Below are 16,668 nucleotides of genomic sequence, written 5' to 3' on the forward strand. Positions count from 1 at the left end.
ACCCCATCTGCACCCCGCTCGGCACCTTAGTCGGTTCACGGTCCCGGAGGTGCCACACCCGCTAGACGGGCGTGCTCCCCGGCTGCGCGAACATCGGCATGGCCCGAAGCTCGGCCCTCACCGTGCCGGCAAATGTTTCGACCTCCACTTCCTCGCCGGCGAAGGCCGCTTCCCTTCGGATCATCGCGGCCGCCACGCGTCCCACGGTGCTCGTGACCTTGCCCGCGTCCGGACGCCGAGGGGATCGCACCGCGTCTCCGGCACGCACCGCTTCCTCGCAGACCAGCCCCATCCACGTGCGGTTGGTGTGCCCCCGGCTGTGCATGCGCATCAACACCTCTTGGCCGGTGTAGCACCCCTTCGTGTAGCTGATGTGGGCCTCCTGATAGGCCGGTCCCAGTTCCGGGGGCAACGTCTTCGAGTCCGTGTCGACGCCCAACAGGGGAATTCCCGCCTCGATGCGCAGGAGTCCGACCGCTGCCGGAGGAACGCTCGGGAATCGTTCGCCAAGAATCTGGAGGGCGGCGTCCGCCGATCCATCCAACAACAGGTCCCACCCGCCGACACCGCTGCGGTCCGAACGCAGACACCTGAGCGAGAGCCCCGCCATCTCTCCAACGCCGGAATCGAGCGACGGGAGCGACACCAGTTCCGACAGCCGCGCCGTGGCGCTCGCGCCTTGGACCGTCACCGCCGTGACGGGGCCGAGGGGTTGGGCGCGGACGTCTTCGAGAAACACCATCTCCTCGAACCGTCGCAGAACGGTCTCGGCCCCACCGGTCGGCAGGCCCAGAACGTAGGAATCGCCAAAGTCCCACAGCTTGCCGTCGGCAAGCAATTGCCCCGTGGGCGAGCAGAAACAGAGTTCGAGAGAGCCCCCGGGCTCGAGGGTTCGCAGATCGTTCGTCTGCTGGCCCTGCAACCACCCTTTCCGATCGTCGCCGACGATTTCGATCCAACTCCAGGATTCGAGGGGCCAGAAACCCGCGGAAACGCGCACGCGGAGCGCGTCCTCCTCGAGTTCGGCAAAGGTGGGGATGGGATCGGGAGTGGCCATGGCGATCGGGGCGACGTGCAACAATCGGGAGATGGGCGCCGCCTCTAGGTCATACGTCGAACCGCCGCGGGTCGTGGCGGCGGCATGAATCCCTGGATTCTGGCTGCGCTCTTCGGGCTCGGATACCACGCCGGCAAGGCGGAGGTCCAGCGCTTCGAACGCCTCGCAGCCGAAGAGATCGCGTCGAAACTGGACGGCGACGATCGCCACGTCCACGTGCAAACAAAGCTGAACGGCCTGATCGGGGGAGCGATGGGCGACCTCAAGCAGGTCACGATCCGCGCGTCGAACTTCTCGACGGCCGAGCTCCCGCTCTACACCGAACCCGATCGCCCGCGCAGCGGCCACATCCGAGAGCTGCGGCTCTTCTTGGACGATTTCCGGCTCGCGGGCTTGCGCGTCGAGCACCTCGAGGCGTCGATCCCCGATTGCCGCTACGACTTCGGGCTCGCCCAACGCCATCACACCGTGCGGCTCAGCCAAAGCGGAGTGGGGACCGGGTTGGTTCGCATTCGTGCGCCGGACTTGGAGGCCTACATCCTCCGCAAGTTCAAGGAGATCAAGCGGGTTTCGGTGCGGATCGAGAAGGACAAGGTGTTTGTCGAGGGGTACGGCGAGTTCATCGTCGTCCATACGAACTTCGAGGTCATCGCCACCCTGGAGTCGCCCGACGGGTCCCGACTGATGCTCGCCAACGCCGTGATCTTCTTCGACGGCCGGCGCGCGGACGCGTCCTCCGGAAAGGTCCTCCTCGACACGTTGAACCCCGTGGTGGACCTCGCCAAGGACCTCGGGCTGGCAGACGCCGTGCACGTCGAGAAGATCCGCCTCAAGGATGGGTTCCTCGAGGCGTCTGGGGCAACGAAGATCCCGTTGCGCCCGGGCGACCGGTATCCTTGAGCGAATGCCCGACGGCGCCAATCCCGATTTGACGGTGCTGATTCCGGCTCTCGACGAGCAGGACACGATTGGCGAAGTCCTCGACCGCATTCTTGCCCTTCCGCTCGACACGCAGATCCTGGTCATCGACGATGGAAGCACGGACCGCACTCCCGAGATCCTCGCTTCGTACGGCGATCGGATCGAGGTGCTCCGAAACGCCGAGCGCGGAGGCAAGGGCAACGCCATCCGCCAAGCGCTGCCCCACGCCCGAGGCGCGGCGGTGATCATCCAAGACGCGGACCTCGAGTACTTCCCCGAGGAGATTCCCAAGCTCGTGGCGCCGATCCTCGAGGGCAGGGCGAACGTCGTCTACGGCACCCGGTTCGCCGAGGGGCTTCCCAAGGGCATGGCGCTGCCCAACAAGATCGTCAACAAGCTCCTTGCATGGAGCGTCGGTTTGCTCTACTTCCGCAAGATCACCGACGAGGCGACGTGTTACAAGGCCTTCAAGCGCGAGGTGCTGCAGGCGATGCACCTCCAGTGCAGACGGTTCGAATTCTGTCCCGAAGTGACCGCCAAAGCCATACGGATGGGCGAAGAGATCGTGGAGGTCCCGATTTCGTACGTCCCGCGCACGAAGCACGCGGGCAAGAAGATTCGGTGGACCGATGCCCCCGAGGCCTTCTGGACGTTGCTCAAGCACCGCTTCGGACAGATCTAGTGTAGCGTCTCAATAATCTCAGGGCAGCGAGACCCGGGTTCAAAGGGGTGACCCGATATGAAACTCCCTTGGTTGCCGGAGCACGCCCGTCGAGCGGACGTGGCACCGCGCGATGCAGTCCCTTGGTTGCCGGAGCACGCCCGTCGAGCGGGCGTGGCACCTCGCTGCGCTATGCAGCTCCTTATGCCTGAACCACGGGCTCTGCCAGACGTCCAAGCGGGAAAGGCCCCGCGCTGCATGTGAACTCTCCCAAGTCGGCAGCCAAGGGGTCTTTTCAAACTGGACCGTTCCGGCCCTCCGCGACGTCTGAATCCACGGGATGCCGCAACACGTGCGCGAGTGGATCGAGCAACGGGAGTTGGAGACGCTCTCGCCCTTTGCCTTCAAGGCGTCGGAGAGCGTCGGGCGGCCGGTGCACGAGGACCAAGACCCCGTGCGCACGTGCTTTCAACGCGACCGCGACCGCGTCCTCCATTCCAAGGCGTTCCGCAGGCTCAAGCACAAGACGCAGGTGTTCATCGAACCGCGCGGCGACCACTACCGCACCCGGCTCACCCACTCCCTCGAGGTCGCCCAGATCGCCCGGACCATCGGTCGCGCGCTTCGGCTCAACGAGGACCTGATCGAGGCCATCGCTCTGGGCCACGACGTGGGACACACCCCGTTCGGCCACGCCGGGGAATCGGCCCTCGATGAGGCGATGCGCGAGGCGCGCGCCTCGGGGGCGATCGCGGAGAGCGACCCGTGCCCCGACGGATTTCGCCACTACGAGCAGTCGCTGCGCATCGTGGACGATCTCAGCCGCCTGAACCTGACCCACGAGACCCGGGCGGGGATCGGCGGGCACAGCAAGGGCCGGAAGGACCTGACGGCCTTCGACGGCGAACCCACCTCCACCCTCGAGGCGGCGGTGGTGCGAATCAGCGACCGCATCGCCTACATGAACCACGATCTCGACGACGCGCTCCGATCGGGCATGATCGAGGGCGTTCCGGAGGCGTTCGAGGCGATCGGACCCTCCCACTCGCGACGCATTGGAGCGATGGTCGAGGACGTGATCCTCAACAGCCGAGACCAACCCGCCATCAAGCTCTCGGCAGCGATGCTCGGGACCATGAACGAGATGAAGGAGTGGCTGTTCGAGAACGTCTACCTCGAATACCCGGTGCGCTACCCCGACCTCGCGAAGGCCAAGCGGCTGGTGCGGGAGTTGTTCTTCCACTTCCTTGAGCCGGGGACGCTTCCGCCCGGCTTTACCGGTGCTCAGGGCGCGATCGACTATGTGGCAGGCATGACCGATCGCTACGCGATGGACACCTACGCAGACCTGAGACTTCCGCGGGGATTCCGCGTCTCCGAGTAACCCCCTTGCACGCGTGGCGGTGGGGTATCACCGCACGCCCGTCCAGCGGGCGTGGCACCCGGTGCACCCGTGGCACCCGTGGCACCCGTGGCACCCGTGGCACCCGTGCACCCGTTGCACCCGTGGCACCCATTGCACCCGTGGCGGCGACGATTACCGCAGACTGACGCCCGGGTCGTCTTCGTCCTCTTGCGCGGCTTGGCGCTCTAACGTCGCGTTCCCGAGTTCCCGTCCCATCACAAACTCCTCGTCCACCACGACGGTGGCGCCCGAAGCCCGCAGATCGTCGACGAGTTGGTGGTATCGCGAGCGCGCGACGATGCGCAGGTGGGGTGCCCGGCGGCGGGCTTCGGAGATCACCAACTTCGCGACGGGTCCGTCGGGAAGAGCGACAACCAGCGTCTCAGCCGACCGGATCGATGCGCCTTCGAGGATGTCCGGGTGCGTGGCGTCGCCGATCCGCGCGGTCAGGCCCTGCGATTCGGCGCGCCGCACGAGCGCCGGATTCAGTTCGAGCACGAACACCGCCACACCCGCATCGGACAGAACCCGCGAGGCCGACTCCCCCGCCTCGCCGAAACCGACGAGGACCACGTGGCCGCTGCGCGCCGTCCTGGGACCGTGGCGTTCCTCGACCGCCAGGCGCCTTGGGGAGAAGAGCCGCACGGCCAGCCTCCGCGCCACGCCGGGCGCCGTGGCGACGAGCGTCGGAGAGGCGAGCAGGGTCGCGACGGAGGCCGAAGTGAGCACCTGCACCGTGTCGGGCTCGAGAACTCCCTTGCTGGCCGCCAACTGGAGCAGCACGAACGACAACTCCCCGACCTGGGCGAGCGCCAAGCCCGTGGCCATCGCATTGACGATCGTGAGCCCCGAGGCTCGCACCGCGAGAAAGCCGATGGTCGCCTTTCCCACAAGGACCAGGCCCGCGACGCCGAGCACCTGGAGCGGGTGGGCCACGATCCACGCCGGGTCCGCGAGCATGCCCACCGAAGCGAAGAAGAGCGTGACGAACAGCGTCCGCAACGGCAGCACGTCGACGCGGATCTGGTCGGCGAACGCCGACTCGCCGAGCAACATGCCGGCGACAAACGCCCCCAACGACGGGGACACGCCGACCGCATGCGCTCCGTAGGCCGCGGCGATGCACGTCGTGATCGCCAAGAGGATCGGCAGTTCCCGGTTCCGCGTCATGGCCCTGGAAAGCAGGGCGCGAGGCAACAGCAGAAGCAACACCAGACCGAAGGAGAGCACGACGATGCCGAGGTTGATCAGCACCGGAAGGCTGGCCCGGATCGTCAGGCCCGGCACTTCGGTGCCCAACGTGTTCACAAGAAGCACCAGCGGCACGAGCGCGACGTCTTGGACAAGCAGAATGCCGATCGCAGCCCGCCCATACGACGCGTCAAGGGCGTTCCTTTCGCGCAGCGCCCGCACGACGACCGCGGTGCTGCTCAGGGCAACGACGGCCCCGATGGCGATCGCACCCACCGGGTCCAGGCCGAACGCCACCGCCAACCCGAACGCCACGCTCCCGGTCAGCACGATCTGAATCGAACCGCCCACCAGGGCGATGCGCCCCATCTTCAGCATGCCCTTCCAGGAGAACTCAAGGCCGATCGAGAAGAGGAGCAACGCCACCCCGATCTCCGCCAGCGAGTGCACGGCTCCCGATTCGCGCACCACGCCCGCGACGCCGGGGCCCAAGACCACGCCGGCGGCGATGTACCCCAGCACGGCACTCTGTCGAAACCGCTCCATCAGCGCCCCCAAAAGGAACGCCGCGGCAAGCGTCGCGACAAGATCGAGCAGAAGTCCCCAGCCAGTCATCGGAGACTCGAAGGCTACCCGTGCAGCGCCTCAGCGCCCCTTGCGTGAGACTCTTCCTCCGCGCCTCAGCGCCTCAGCGTGAAACTCCCCCTTCCCCATAGCGCCCTTTGCGCCCCTTGCGTGAGACTCTTCCTCCGCGCCTCAGCGCCTCAGCGTGAAACTCCCCTTCCCCCATAGCGCCCTTTGCGCCCATTGCGTGAAACCTCCCCCCTCAGCGCCCCTGCGCCTCTGCGTGAAACTCCCCCTCCCCCTCCGCGGCCTCCGCGACCGCGTTGAAGAACTTCGGCCGCACCTGGGTGATCTTCAGGTTCTCGCTCGTCGGGTGCACGCGGTTGGAGAGCAGGATTCCAAACATCTTGCGCTCGGGGTCGGTCCACACGCACGTGCCCGTGTAGCCCGTGTGGCCGAACGACCGCATCGAGAACTTCGTGCCTGCCGAGGAGCCCTCCGCCGACTTCGTGTCCCAACCGAGCGCCCGCGTGCTTCCCTCCCCGACGCGGGCGGTGAATTTCTCGACGGTGGCGGGTTGGATGAGCTGCAGGTCGGCGTGACGACCGCCGTTCAGCAGCATCGTCAGGAACACCGCAAGATCGCCCGCCGTCGAGAACAGCCCCGCATGGCCGGCAACGCCCCCCAGCAACATCGCGTTCGGGTCGTGCACCTCGCCCTGGATGAAATCCTGCGCGTGCGGATGGGGGCAAGCGGTGGACCGGATCTCGAGACCCCGCATCGCGCGAACCTCCGCTCGCCAGGGTTCGACGTTCTCGGTGGGCGCGCAACGGCTTCGCACGGGTTCCGGCGGGTTGTACATCGTGTCGCGCATGCCAAGCGGTCCGAACACGCGATCCCGCAACAGGCTGTCCAGACTCGAGCCCGACACGCGCTCGATCACCTTCGCGAGCGTGATGATTCCCAGGTCGCTGTAAACGGTCTTCGTGCCGGTCGGGTACGTCAGCGGATCGGCGTAGATCGCGTCGAGCACCTCGGCGGCCTTGCGAAACTGACGCTGGTACGCGTGGAAGGCGGCAAGCCCCGAGTCGTGCAGCAGCAAGTTGCGGACCGTCACCTTCTCCTTGCCGTTCGCCCCGAATTCCGGGAGGGTCTGCGCGACGGGCGCGTCGAGATCGAGTTTGCCCGCATCAACCATCAGCATGGCCGCCGTCGTCGTGCCGACGACCTTGGACACCGACGCAAGGTCCCAAACCGTGTCCGTTTGGACGGGTTTGGATTCCGGGCACTGCATGAATCGCCCGAACGCCCGGGTCGAAACCGAGCCCAAGTGGCCCACCGCGTAGCACGCCCCGGGAAACGCCCCGTCGGTGATCGCCTCTTCGACGACTTTGTCTGCTGCCTGTAGGTCAATCAATGTCGATCTGCGCCTCCTTGATGTCCTGCCGGTCCATCGGGATGAAGAACAGCACCAGCATCCCGGGAACGGTGAAGAACATCACCGCGATGAAGAACCAGAGGAACCCATCGCCGGGGTGCGCGATCGCCATCGCCTCCTGCAGGTACCCGCTGATCGAGCCCGCCAGCAAGGCTCCCAACGCCATGAGCCCTGTGGCCACCGCATAGTTGGACGTGGGGTACCGCGACCCCTGCGAGACGAACATGAGGTACACGAGATAGGCCGACAAACCAAAGCCGTACCCGAACTGGTCCACGGCGATCACCAGTCCGATGGGATCGGTGAACGCCGACGAGAAGACGGTTCCGACATACGAGAACCAGGCGCCCGAGAACAGCGCGAGATTGTCCGGCGCGCTGGCCAAGGTCGCATCGATGTGGCTGGGCGGCCGGACGGACGCCAACCAGATGTAGGCGAGGTTCGGCAGGTTCAGCGAGAGCACCATCGGCCAGACGCTCTTCTTGATGCCCCACTTCGAGATGACCCATCCGCCGAGCAGACCGCCGATGGTGAGGGCGATGACGCCCACCGCCCCACCGATGGCTCCCTGCGCCTTGGTCGAGATGCCCATCCCACCCTCGACGACCGGCTTGAGCAGAAACGGCGCGGCCATCGTCGAGATCATGGACTCGCCGAAGCGGAAGAACAGGATGAACCCGAGAATCGCAACGATGCGCTCCTGCCGGAAGAAGGAGACAAACGCTTCGACGATCGGCACACGGTCTTCGCTCGCGCGTTCGCTGCCCGGCAGGTCGGCCGGCGGATGGGGCATGACCAAGGCGTTGACGATCGCGAAGACGCCGTACACGCCGGCGCCGACGAGCAGCGCCACGAACCAGGCGTGGGGGATGTTGCCGCTCCGCTCCTCCAGATCGCCGGCGATGTAGACGAGGCCGAAGGTGGCGAAGAGCGTTCCCAACCGAAACGCCGCCGAGCGGATGCCGACGAAGAACGCCTGGCGCTTCTTGTCGAGGGCGAGCAGATAGAAGCCGTCGGCCGCGATGTCGTGCGTGGACGAGAGGAACGCGGTGACGAAGAACACGCCGATGCTTCCGGCAAAGAACCACGATTGGGTGATGGTGAAGGCCACCGCCACCAGGCTGAGGGCGATGAGGAGCTGCATGCCGACGATCCATCGGCGTTTCGTGGAAGTCACCTCGACGAACGGAGCCCAGAGCGGCTTGAGCATCCACGGAAGTTTCAGCAGGCTCGTCCACAGTCCGAGCGGGCCCGTCCCGACCCCCAGTTTCGTGTACATCGCACCCGCCATCCCCTGGATGATCATCACGGGAACGCCCTGGAGAAAGTAGAGGACGGGAACGTACGACCAGGGGTTTTGCTTCGCGTGGCCTTCGGCGTCCGACGCCTCGACGGGCCGGGTTTCGGACTCGACACTCATCGACGCGAAGTATAAACCCAGTGGCCCCGAACTTGAAACCCACCGCCCGTGCGCGGGACAATAGAACGTGCAGTACCGCAGCCCCCGGTGGATCCTCCTGTCGACGATCGCCGTGCTGGGCGCCTGCGGGAAACCTGCGCCGCCGCCCGCAGTCACCCACACCGTCGACCCGTGGGTGCTGGATGTGATCGACGCGACCGCCCCGACGCCTGCCCTCCTCACCAACGGCCTCCTCGGGCTGCGGCTTGGGCGGGATGGTAGCGGCTATGGGCCGAACGGCAAGAGGCTGCCCACCTTCACGATCGACGGCTATCAAGCCGCGGGCGAGGAGAAGCTCGAAGCCCAGGCGCATCCGTTCCTCGTCCGCTGGACCCTCGACGGTGAGACGCTCCTTCCCGATCGGTCGCGCCCGTACTCGCAGTCGCTCGACATGCGCACGGGGGTCCTCACCACCCGATGGGAATCCCACGACGTCCGCTTCGAGTGCCGCTCGATCATCGACCCCTTCCGAAAGATCGCGAGCCAGTCGTGGTGGGTGGTGTCCCCGAGCCGCGGCCTGCTGGAGTGGCACACCGTGGCCGACGGGTTCCCCAACCGGCTTCGGGTGCGCAACCTGATCGATGGCACCCACTCCGAGGAGATTGCCGCGGGGCGCTACCGGGCGCCCAGGCCGGGCAAGCCGTTCCTCTTCGAGCGGATCGCCACCTACGAGCCGGGGGTCATCCCCAGCGTGGCCCAGATGGAGGCCGAGAGCCAGCGCGTCTGGAAGGAGCGGTGGGAAACCGACATCGAGATCGACGGGCCGGTGGAGGACCAGCGCGCGATCCGATCGTTCCTCTACTACCTGCAGTCGTGCGTGAATCCAAAGGCTCCGCGGGCCGTGAGCCCGATGGACCTCTCGAGCGAACGCTACTTCGGCCACGTGTTCTGGGACGCCGACGTGTACGTGTTTCCTGCGCTCGCCCTTGTCGCGCCGAACGCCTCGGCCACCATCCCGCGGTACCGGCTGAGGATGGAGGCTGCGGCGCGAGACAACTTCCAGCACTGGCTGGCGTCCGGCCGCCCGGTGGCGGGCGTAAAACTGGGCGGTAAGACGCCGGAGTCGCCCGCCTGGCCCGGAGTGATGTACCCCTGGGAATCAAGTGTGACCGGCAAGGAGACGGTGCCCGGCGACTCGCGCTTCGAGCACCACATCACGGGCTCCGTCGCCTGGGGGCTCCGCCTGGCGGCTGCCCTGGGGTTGGCGGACGCAAAGGCGGTGCAGCGCGTGCGCAGGGAGGCCGCCGCGTTCTATCTCAACCGCATCGTGCGCCGCCCCGACGGCCTGTTCAGCCTGCCCAAAACCATGAGTCCCGACGAAAACCACATCGGAGACGACGACCTTTACACCAACGTGCTGGCGCAGCAGCTCATCGACGAGAACACGCCCAGTTCCCGCCGGCGGCCCACCTTGATCCGACCGAAGGACGAGACCTCCCTGCTCACCTACGCGGACGACCCTGTTCGCGGGTACAAGCAGGCGGCCGCCGTGCTGGCGATCTACCCGTTGCAAGACCCGGGAGCCGAGAAACAGTCTCGAGCCATGATCGAGCGGTTTGCTCCCAAGACGACCGTGAACGGACCCGCCATGAGCGATTCGATCCACGCAGTGATCTGGGCGCGGCTCGACGAGGGCGCGCGAGCCTACGAGACGTGGAGGAAAAGCTGGGTGCCGTTCACCGACCACCCCTTGATGCTCTTCAGCGAAAAGCGCAGGCTCGAGACGACCTACTTCACGACGGGCGCGGCGGGCGCCCTGCAGTCCGTCCTGTACGGATTCCTCGGAATTCGCATCGATTTTGGGCAGGAACCGGTGGCGGATTGGTCAAAATCACTAGAAGGAAGGGCTTGGATATCGGTAACACCCCACCTGCCCCCATCTTGGAAAAGCGCGAAGCTGAAGAACTTCTGGGTTCTCGGCCATCGCTACACGCTCACCGTCGACCATCGGGGCGTACGTGTGACTGAAGGAGACCCATAACAAATGCCAAATGTTGTTCTAACCATCGACTGCGAAGGAGCCCACCACGATCGCTGCTACACCGGCGAGTACATCAAGGTGCTGGAGTCGGAGTTCGTCCCCGCCTCCTGGATGATCCACGTGTCGATGAAGGACCCCAGCGCGAATACGAACCTTTACTATCACGAGTACACGCACAAGATTCCGAATTGGCACGAGATCGGAATGAAAGTGAACTTCGAGAACGAGCGCGGCTACGTCGAGGACCCCAAAGAGCGCGGCAACATCATGTGGATTGCCAAGGACACGCTCAAATCCCACCTGATCAAAGCCACGAGTTTCCGCGCGGGTTGCTTCGCCCTTCTGCCCAGCGACATCCCCTATCTCGAAGACATCGGCATCGTGGTCGACAGCTCGATCGTCCCGGATGCGAATTACAAGATGTTCGTCGATTGGCAAGGCGCCCCGCACGAGCCGTATCACAGCGACGGAGAGGACCTGAAGAAGGAAGGTTCGAACAACCTCCTCCACGTCCCCATCGCCACGCACGGCGGCGAGATGGGCTACCTGGACAACGGGTTCGACGCGCTGCAGCCCCTGTTCGAAGCCAACCTCGGCCGCGAAGTGATCTGCCTGGGCGTCCGCGACTATCACGACTCGGTGGACGATCTGCAGAAGACGATCCGGTACTTCCGCAAGCACGGGGCGCACTTCACGACGCTGACCCAGGCCGCCAGCGAGCACTACGAGCACCACGAGGCGTTCGCGGGGGTTTAGTGGCGACAGCGGCAACAGGTACACGCGGGTTCCGCGTGTACCTGGAGATGATCAAGATCGAACACTCGGTGTTCGCCCTTCCCTTCGCCCTGATCGGCATGCTGTGGGCCTCGGGGTGGCCGGGGGGGCGCGTGTTCGGCCTGATCGTGCTGGCGATGGTCGCTTGCCGAAGCGCGGCCATGGCCTTCAACCGGATCGCGGATCGCGACGTGGATGCGCGCAATCCGCGAACGGCGATGCGGGCGTTGCCGGCAGGTTTGCTCCAACTCCGCACCGCGAACCTCTACTTCTACGCGAGTTGCGCGCTCTTCTTCCTGGCCGCGGCCCTGCTCAACCCGCTCGCGCTCGCGCTCAGCCCCATCGCCTTGGGCGTCACCCTGTTCTACAGCGTCACCAAGCGGTTCACCCCGCTGTGCCACTTCGTGCTCGGGCTGAGCCTCGGCATCGCTCCCGCGGCGGCGTGGGTCGCCTCGACCGGGTCCCTTTCGTGGCAGATCGTCCCCTTGGTCGCCGCCGTCATGCTCTGGACCGCCGGGTTCGACATCCTCTACGCGCTGCAGGATGTGGAGTTCGACCGGGCGAACGGTCTCCGCTCGCTGCCCGAGACCCTGGGCCGGGCGCGAGCCCTGGCCGTCAGCCGGGCGTGCCACGTGCTGGCGGTGGGGTTTCTCGCAGGCGCGGGGTGGGCCATCGGCGCGGGCCCCTTCTACTACGTGGGAGCGGCCGTGGCCGGATCGCTTCTCGCCTACGAACAGAGTCTGGTCTCGCCCGACGATTTGAGCAAGATCAACCTGGCGTTCTTCACGTTGAACGGGTTCGTCTCCATCGGGCTCTTCGTCTTCGTGCTCCTCGATGCCTGGGCCTAGCCGCCGGACGCGCGAGGGGTACGATGGGCGGGTGGAGCGGGCACCCTTCGGTCGAACCAACCTTGAGTTGCCGCGCCTCTGGCTCCGTCTCGCAACCCCCGACGCCCCGTCCCTTCTCGACGGGTTGATCGAAGCCGCGACGGGCACAGGCGCCCCGCTCGACGTCAGCGCTCCCGCCGCCCTTTGGGGAAGCCGCTTGCGAGGCGCCTCCAACCCCCTTCTCGTGCGCGCGGCGCTGGCCCTGGAGCGCACGGCAGGTGGTTCGCACAGCGCGGGTCAAGTCGAAGCCCACCTGTTTGAAACGCTCTGCAGCCTGCAGCGCGAACGGGTGGACTTCTACTTCCTCCGCATCGACTCGCGACTCGACGAGAACCAGTTGGCCGGAGCGTTGGAAGCGTTGGAGAACGCTCGTGCCGAGGGTCACCTGCGATTCCTGGGGCTGGAGTTCGGAGGAGACGGGACCGCGGCGCGTTCGGCGTGGCACCTCCACGATGCGTTCGAATCGGTGATGCTTTCGGACACGAACCTGGACGCATCGTTGGCCGCGCATGTGGAAGCCCTCGCCGCCGAACGTCGCGTGGGGCTCGTGCGATCCATCGCCAGGGTCCCCGGGGACGAGATTTCGATTGTCGAGGCCCTCCGCCCGCTGCACCCGATTCTTGTCCCGGTCTCCACGGCCGACGAGATCAGGGAGTTCGCCGCGGAGTTGGCGGGAGCGGCCTCGTGAGGGTGGGAGTCGTCGGACTCGGCGCGTCGGGGCTGCGCGCCGCGATGCTCCTTCGCGCGGGCGGGGCCGAGGTGGCGTTGTTCGAGGCTCGCGATCGCGTCGGTGGCCGATTGATGAGCCCGACCCGCGACGGACGCGTGCTGTACGATGCGGGCGGCGAGTGGGTCGATGCGGACCATCGACGGGTGCTGGATTTGTGCGGCGAGCTGGATGTCGCGCTGGATGCCACCGGCTTCTGGCCCGGCCGGGTGGTCTACCGCGACGACGAGAGCACCGAGGATCTGCTCTGGGCCGACGCCCTCGAGGACGACCTTCGGGTCGAAGGCGCGGCCCGCGAGCTGTGCCGCAATCTCACCAACCCCCCTTGGCGCAACGAACGCCACGCCTCGCTCGATCGGCGCACGCTGGACGATTTCCTGCGCGAGCATTGCACCAGCGAGCGGGGGCTCTGGTGGCTCCAAGCCAAGAACCGGTCGGACGAAGGGCAGGATCCGGAGCGCGTGAGCCTCTTGGGATGGCTTTGCGGGTACCTGCACTATCTCGATCGGGACCCCGCGGCCATGAGCGCCTTCCGCCTTTCGAGCGGCATGGCCTCCTTCTGCGAAGCCATGTCGCATGCGACCGGCCTGGAGCCCCGGTTCGGATCGGTGCTGCGCCATGTGCGCCAAGACGCCGGCGGTGTGACGCTCGAGTTCGAGGAGGGCAGCGCCCGCGTCGACGCCGCGGTGCTCACGTTGCCGCCACCCGCGCTCGAGCGCGTCGTGTTCGATCCCCCGCTCGCCGTCGCCAAGCGGTGCGCCATCGAGGCTTGCCGTATGAGTCCCGCGATCAAGATTGCGTGGGAGTTCGACGAGCCGTGGTGGCGGGATTCGGGCTGGAACGGAAGGATGCTTTGCGACCGTCCGGTCCAGCAGACGTGGGACGGGTCCCGAAGCGACGTCCCCATCCTGTGCGCCTACATCGGGGGTTCGCAGGCCGCCCGGTGGCTGGAGTCGAGCCATCCCGTCGAGGATGCGCTCGCCGTGCTGGACGAGGTGGCGCCCGGGGCCAGGCGCCGCTTCGTCCAGGGTTGGTTGCACGCCTGGCCCAGCGATCCCTACTCGGGCGGGGCCTTCTCGCACCTCGCTCCCGGCTACGCTCTGGAGTTCATGGAGCACATCGGCCCGGCCGAAGGGCGGGTGCACTTCGCCGGAGAGCACACCTCGCTCTGGACCGGGTTCATCGAAGGAGCGTTGGAGAGCGGCGAACGGGTCGCCCGGGAGATCTTGGATGCGTAGATGGCTGACCGGGTTTCGGTGGGGTTTCGATGGCGAACTCCAGTCGATGCTGATCGACGAAGGTCGCGTCCTGCATCGAGGTCCTGTGGGACCCGCTCCCGACGATGCCTCGGTGGAGGACCTTGGGGGCGCCTGGGTCCTTCCGGCGTTCAACGACGCGCACTGCCACATCCTCCCCACCGGCCTCGATCTGCAAAAGCTCTATCTGGGCGGATTGAGAACCCACGAAGAGGTGCTCGATGCTGTGCGCGACCGGTTGCCCGGCGTCGAGGAAGGGGACTGGCTGCTCGCCGTCCACTACGACCAAACGCGATACCCGGGGGTCGAGCATCTCCACCGCGACCAACTCGACGCCCTCTCGACCACCGTTCCCATTCTGCTGCGCCACTCGAACGGCCACGCAAGCGTCGCCAACAGCGCGGCGCTCGCCGCCGCGGGCGTGGACGAGACCACGTCCGACCCGCCGGGAGGTTCGTACGTTCGGGATGCCGCCGGACGGCTGACCGGTGTTCTTTTGGAGCGCGCCCACGAGCACGTGTCGCACGCCAAGCCGATGCCCAATCTCGAAGAGATGGTGGAGGCGATCCTGGAAGCCGCGCGCGCGATGCGCGCCTACGGCATCACGTGCGCCGCGGACATGATGACCGGCCAGTGGGACCTGGATCGCGAACTCGAGGCCTTCCGGCTGGCCAGCGAGCGAGACTGCCCCATCCGTCTGCGCCTTTACCTCCAGTGGTCCACGGTGTTCGGGCCCCGCGCGATGTCTCGGGAGCGTTTGCAGGAGCATGTCGATTCGATGCGGCCCGAGCGTTGCAAGGTCGCAGGGATCAAGATCTTCGCCGACGGAGCGATCGGCTCGGCCACCGCCGGCATCTACGGTCGGTTCTTGACCAGCACCCCGGAAGGCGAGATCGACGGCCAGATGATCTACAAACCCGAGCGGCTTCGCTCGATGGTGGCGAAGGCGCACGAGGCGGGCTACTCCGTGAGCGTGCACTCGATCGGGGACCGTTCCACCGACCAGGTGATGGACGCTTTCGAGGCGGTCGACGAGCCCTCGCGCCATCGTCTGGAGCATGCGATGCTCCTGTCCGATGCGCAGATCGAGCGGCTTGCGGAGATCGGGTGCCACGTGGCGATGCAGCCCGAGTTCCTCCATCAGCTCGGACACGCCTATCAGCGCCAGCTCGGTCCTGAGCGAGCATCCAAGATCAAGCGCATGCGGAGCGCACTCGACGCGGGCATTCGGTTGAGCATCAACTCCGACCGTCCCATCGTTGCCGGCGACCCCTGGATCGGTGTGCGTACCGCGGTTCACCGCCCGCCTGGGTTCGATCCCGCGGAGAACCTCTCCGCGGTGGAAGCCCTCAACGCCGCGACCGCGGGCGGGGCCGACGCGTGCGACGACGGCGAGGAGTTTGGCCAGCTCGAACCTGGCCAGTGGGCGGACTTCCAAGTTCTGGCCACGGACCCCACGGAGCTGACCCCGATGGGTGAGGGGGCGTCCCCCAGGCTCCTCACAAGCGAACGAGCCTAACAGTTTCCCCAAAGGTCCCGGGGGGCTGTTTTGCGGAACCGCCGCCCCTCCCCAATCGTTAGAAGAAGTGACACATATCCTCCTTCCCCCTCGAGGATGGATTCGATGAACTCGGAGCCTGACTCGAGCCGCCCTCGCCTCGCAAGCGGGGGCGGTCCCATTTTGGGGGTCGCTTAGGAGCCGGAGCGAGTTGCGGGCTGCGAAGGCAGAGGCTCCTCGAACCGCAATCGGACCTCGACCCCTTTCTGCTCCGTGCTCGACGGCGCGGTCACATCCAGCACGTAGGCGAACTGGGGCTGGATCAGCCAGGGCAGGTCCACGCGAAGCCGCTCGCCCTTGACGGGAGCATGGGCGCTGGCGACCTTGGCGCCAAGTTCGGAGAGATCCACGAGGACCGCCCGCTCTCCGTCGATGTCGGCGCGAAGGCCCGAGAGGTCTTTTCGGCGCGGGGTGTCGCGCCGCTCGCGAAGCTCGATTTTGCCGGGGCGACGGATGAGAAGGCGCCAGGGCTCGCTGGACCGCTCGAGCACTTCCGAGCGGAAGTGGCGAATGCCTTGCGCGGTGACGATCTCGCACCTCAGCTCCTCTCCCACCCGCACGGGCACGTGGTGATCGCGCTGGAGGGGTGCGCTCAGAAGCCATCCACCCTTCGTTTCGCCGAGGAACACGGACCGGTACACCGCGGCGCCCGAGCGGAATCGAACGACGGTGTTGATCTGGGGCGCCATGGCCGGCTTGCGGCGAACTGCGGTCCACGCATAGGCGGCACCGAATGAGGCGGAAAACGCCAGGGCCAAGGTTCCGAGGATCTGAAGGCTGTCGTTCACG

The 16,668-nt window shown here is 66.4% G+C and carries 13 protein-coding genes and 1 pseudogene; 9 read left to right on the top strand and 5 right to left on the bottom strand.

What is annotated here, in order from left to right:
• Positions 1–61: 61 nt before the first annotated feature.
• A complete protein-coding gene (locus M9921_03590; GenBank protein ID MCO5295918.1) occupies positions 62–1,081 on the bottom strand; it encodes a hypothetical protein in 1,020 nt (339 codons plus the stop codon).
• Between the two features lie 60 nt (positions 1,082–1,141).
• Here M9921_03590 and M9921_03595 point away from each other — a divergent pair, with 60 nt between their 5' ends.
• From M9921_03595 to M9921_03605, 3 genes are all read left to right on the top strand, one after another.
• On the top strand, positions 1,142–1,957 hold the full coding sequence (locus M9921_03595; GenBank protein MCO5295919.1) for a hypothetical protein: 816 nt from the start codon (positions 1,142–1,144) through the stop codon (positions 1,955–1,957).
• A gap of 4 nt (positions 1,958–1,961) precedes the next feature.
• Positions 1,962–2,660: a glycosyltransferase family 2 protein gene (locus tag M9921_03600; GenBank protein ID MCO5295920.1), complete on the top strand. Its 699-nt coding sequence runs from the start codon at positions 1,962–1,964 to the stop codon at positions 2,658–2,660.
• A 319-nt stretch (positions 2,661–2,979) separates the two neighbouring features.
• On the top strand, positions 2,980–4,023 hold the full coding sequence (locus tag M9921_03605) for a deoxyguanosinetriphosphate triphosphohydrolase (GenBank protein MCO5295921.1): 1,044 nt from the start codon (positions 2,980–2,982) through the stop codon (positions 4,021–4,023).
• 153 nt (positions 4,024–4,176) lie between these two features.
• Here the strand turns inward: M9921_03605 and M9921_03610 are convergent, their stop codons facing one another.
• The 3 genes from M9921_03610 to M9921_03620 all read right to left on the bottom strand — a co-directional run bounded on the left by M9921_03610 (position 4,177) and on the right by M9921_03620 (position 8,657).
• Entirely contained in the window at positions 4,177–5,850 is a 1,674-nt protein-coding gene (locus M9921_03610) for a cation:proton antiporter (GenBank protein MCO5295922.1), read from the bottom strand.
• A gap of 211 nt (positions 5,851–6,061) precedes the next feature.
• Positions 6,062–7,216, bottom strand: a complete 1,155-nt coding sequence (locus M9921_03615) for a beta-lactamase family protein (GenBank protein ID MCO5295923.1) — start codon at positions 7,214–7,216, stop codon at positions 6,062–6,064.
• Entirely contained in the window at positions 7,209–8,657 is a 1,449-nt protein-coding gene (locus M9921_03620) for an MFS transporter (protein MCO5295924.1), read from the bottom strand. The genes M9921_03615 and M9921_03620 overlap by 8 nt, the downstream gene beginning before the upstream one ends.
• Positions 8,658–8,724: 67 nt before the next feature.
• On the opposite strand from M9921_03620, the gene M9921_03625 reads away from it, so the two are divergent.
• The 6 genes and pseudogenes from M9921_03625 (at position 8,725) to M9921_03650 (ending at position 15,840) form a co-directional block, all read left to right on the top strand.
• A complete protein-coding gene (locus M9921_03625) occupies positions 8,725–10,677 on the top strand; it encodes a hypothetical protein (GenBank protein ID MCO5295925.1) in 1,953 nt (650 codons plus the stop codon).
• Between the two features lie 3 nt (positions 10,678–10,680).
• Positions 10,681–11,433, top strand: a complete 753-nt coding sequence (locus M9921_03630; GenBank protein ID MCO5295926.1) for a hypothetical protein — start codon at positions 10,681–10,683, stop codon at positions 11,431–11,433.
• A gap of 47 nt (positions 11,434–11,480) precedes the next feature.
• The gene (gene ubiA, locus M9921_03635) at positions 11,481–12,299 is read left to right on the top strand and encodes a putative 4-hydroxybenzoate polyprenyltransferase (protein ID MCO5295927.1); all 819 of its coding nucleotides are present in this window, start codon (positions 11,481–11,483) and stop codon (positions 12,297–12,299) included.
• A gap of 31 nt (positions 12,300–12,330) precedes the next feature.
• On the top strand, positions 12,331–13,026 hold the full coding sequence (locus M9921_03640) for a hypothetical protein (protein ID MCO5295928.1): 696 nt from the start codon (positions 12,331–12,333) through the stop codon (positions 13,024–13,026).
• Positions 13,026–14,303 (top strand): annotated as a pseudogene (locus M9921_03645) (FAD-dependent oxidoreductase). Before M9921_03640 ends, M9921_03645 begins: the two are co-directional and overlap by 1 nt.
• The gene (locus M9921_03650) at positions 14,296–15,840 is read left to right on the top strand and encodes an amidohydrolase (protein MCO5295929.1); all 1,545 of its coding nucleotides are present in this window, start codon (positions 14,296–14,298) and stop codon (positions 15,838–15,840) included. The pseudogene M9921_03645 and the gene M9921_03650 overlap by 8 nt, the downstream one beginning before the upstream one ends.
• Before the next feature lie 173 nt (positions 15,841–16,013).
• Here M9921_03650 and M9921_03655 read toward each other — a convergent pair whose 3' ends face one another.
• On the bottom strand, positions 16,014–16,667 hold the full coding sequence (locus M9921_03655; GenBank protein ID MCO5295930.1) for a flagellar brake protein: 654 nt from the start codon (positions 16,665–16,667) through the stop codon (positions 16,014–16,016).
• Position 16,668 lies beyond the last annotated feature (1 nt).

Source organism: Fimbriimonadaceae bacterium (assembly GCA_023957775.1).
GTDB lineage: Bacteria > Armatimonadota > Fimbriimonadia > Fimbriimonadales > Fimbriimonadaceae > JAMLGR01.

Bases quoted from the DNA above. Each gene is read 5' to 3' on its own strand.
- M9921_03630 (MCO5295926.1), top strand. From the start codon at position 10,681: ATGCCAAATGTTGTTCTAACCATCGACTGCGAAGGAGCCCACCACGAT.
- M9921_03595 (MCO5295919.1), top strand. From the start codon at position 1,142: ATGAATCCCTGGATTCTGGCTGCGCTCTTCGGGCTCGGATACCACGCC.
- M9921_03600 (MCO5295920.1), top strand. From the start codon at position 1,962: ATGCCCGACGGCGCCAATCCCGATTTGACGGTGCTGATTCCGGCTCTC.
- M9921_03605 (MCO5295921.1), top strand. From the start codon at position 2,980: ATGCCGCAACACGTGCGCGAGTGGATCGAGCAACGGGAGTTGGAGACG.
- M9921_03620 (MCO5295924.1), bottom strand. From the start codon at position 8,657: ATGAGTGTCGAGTCCGAAACCCGGCCCGTCGAGGCGTCGGACGCCGAA.
- ubiA (MCO5295927.1), top strand. From the start codon at position 11,481: ATGATCAAGATCGAACACTCGGTGTTCGCCCTTCCCTTCGCCCTGATC.
- M9921_03650 (MCO5295929.1), top strand. From the start codon at position 14,296: ATGCGTAGATGGCTGACCGGGTTTCGGTGGGGTTTCGATGGCGAACTC.
- M9921_03610 (MCO5295922.1), bottom strand. From the start codon at position 5,850: ATGACTGGCTGGGGACTTCTGCTCGATCTTGTCGCGACGCTTGCCGCG.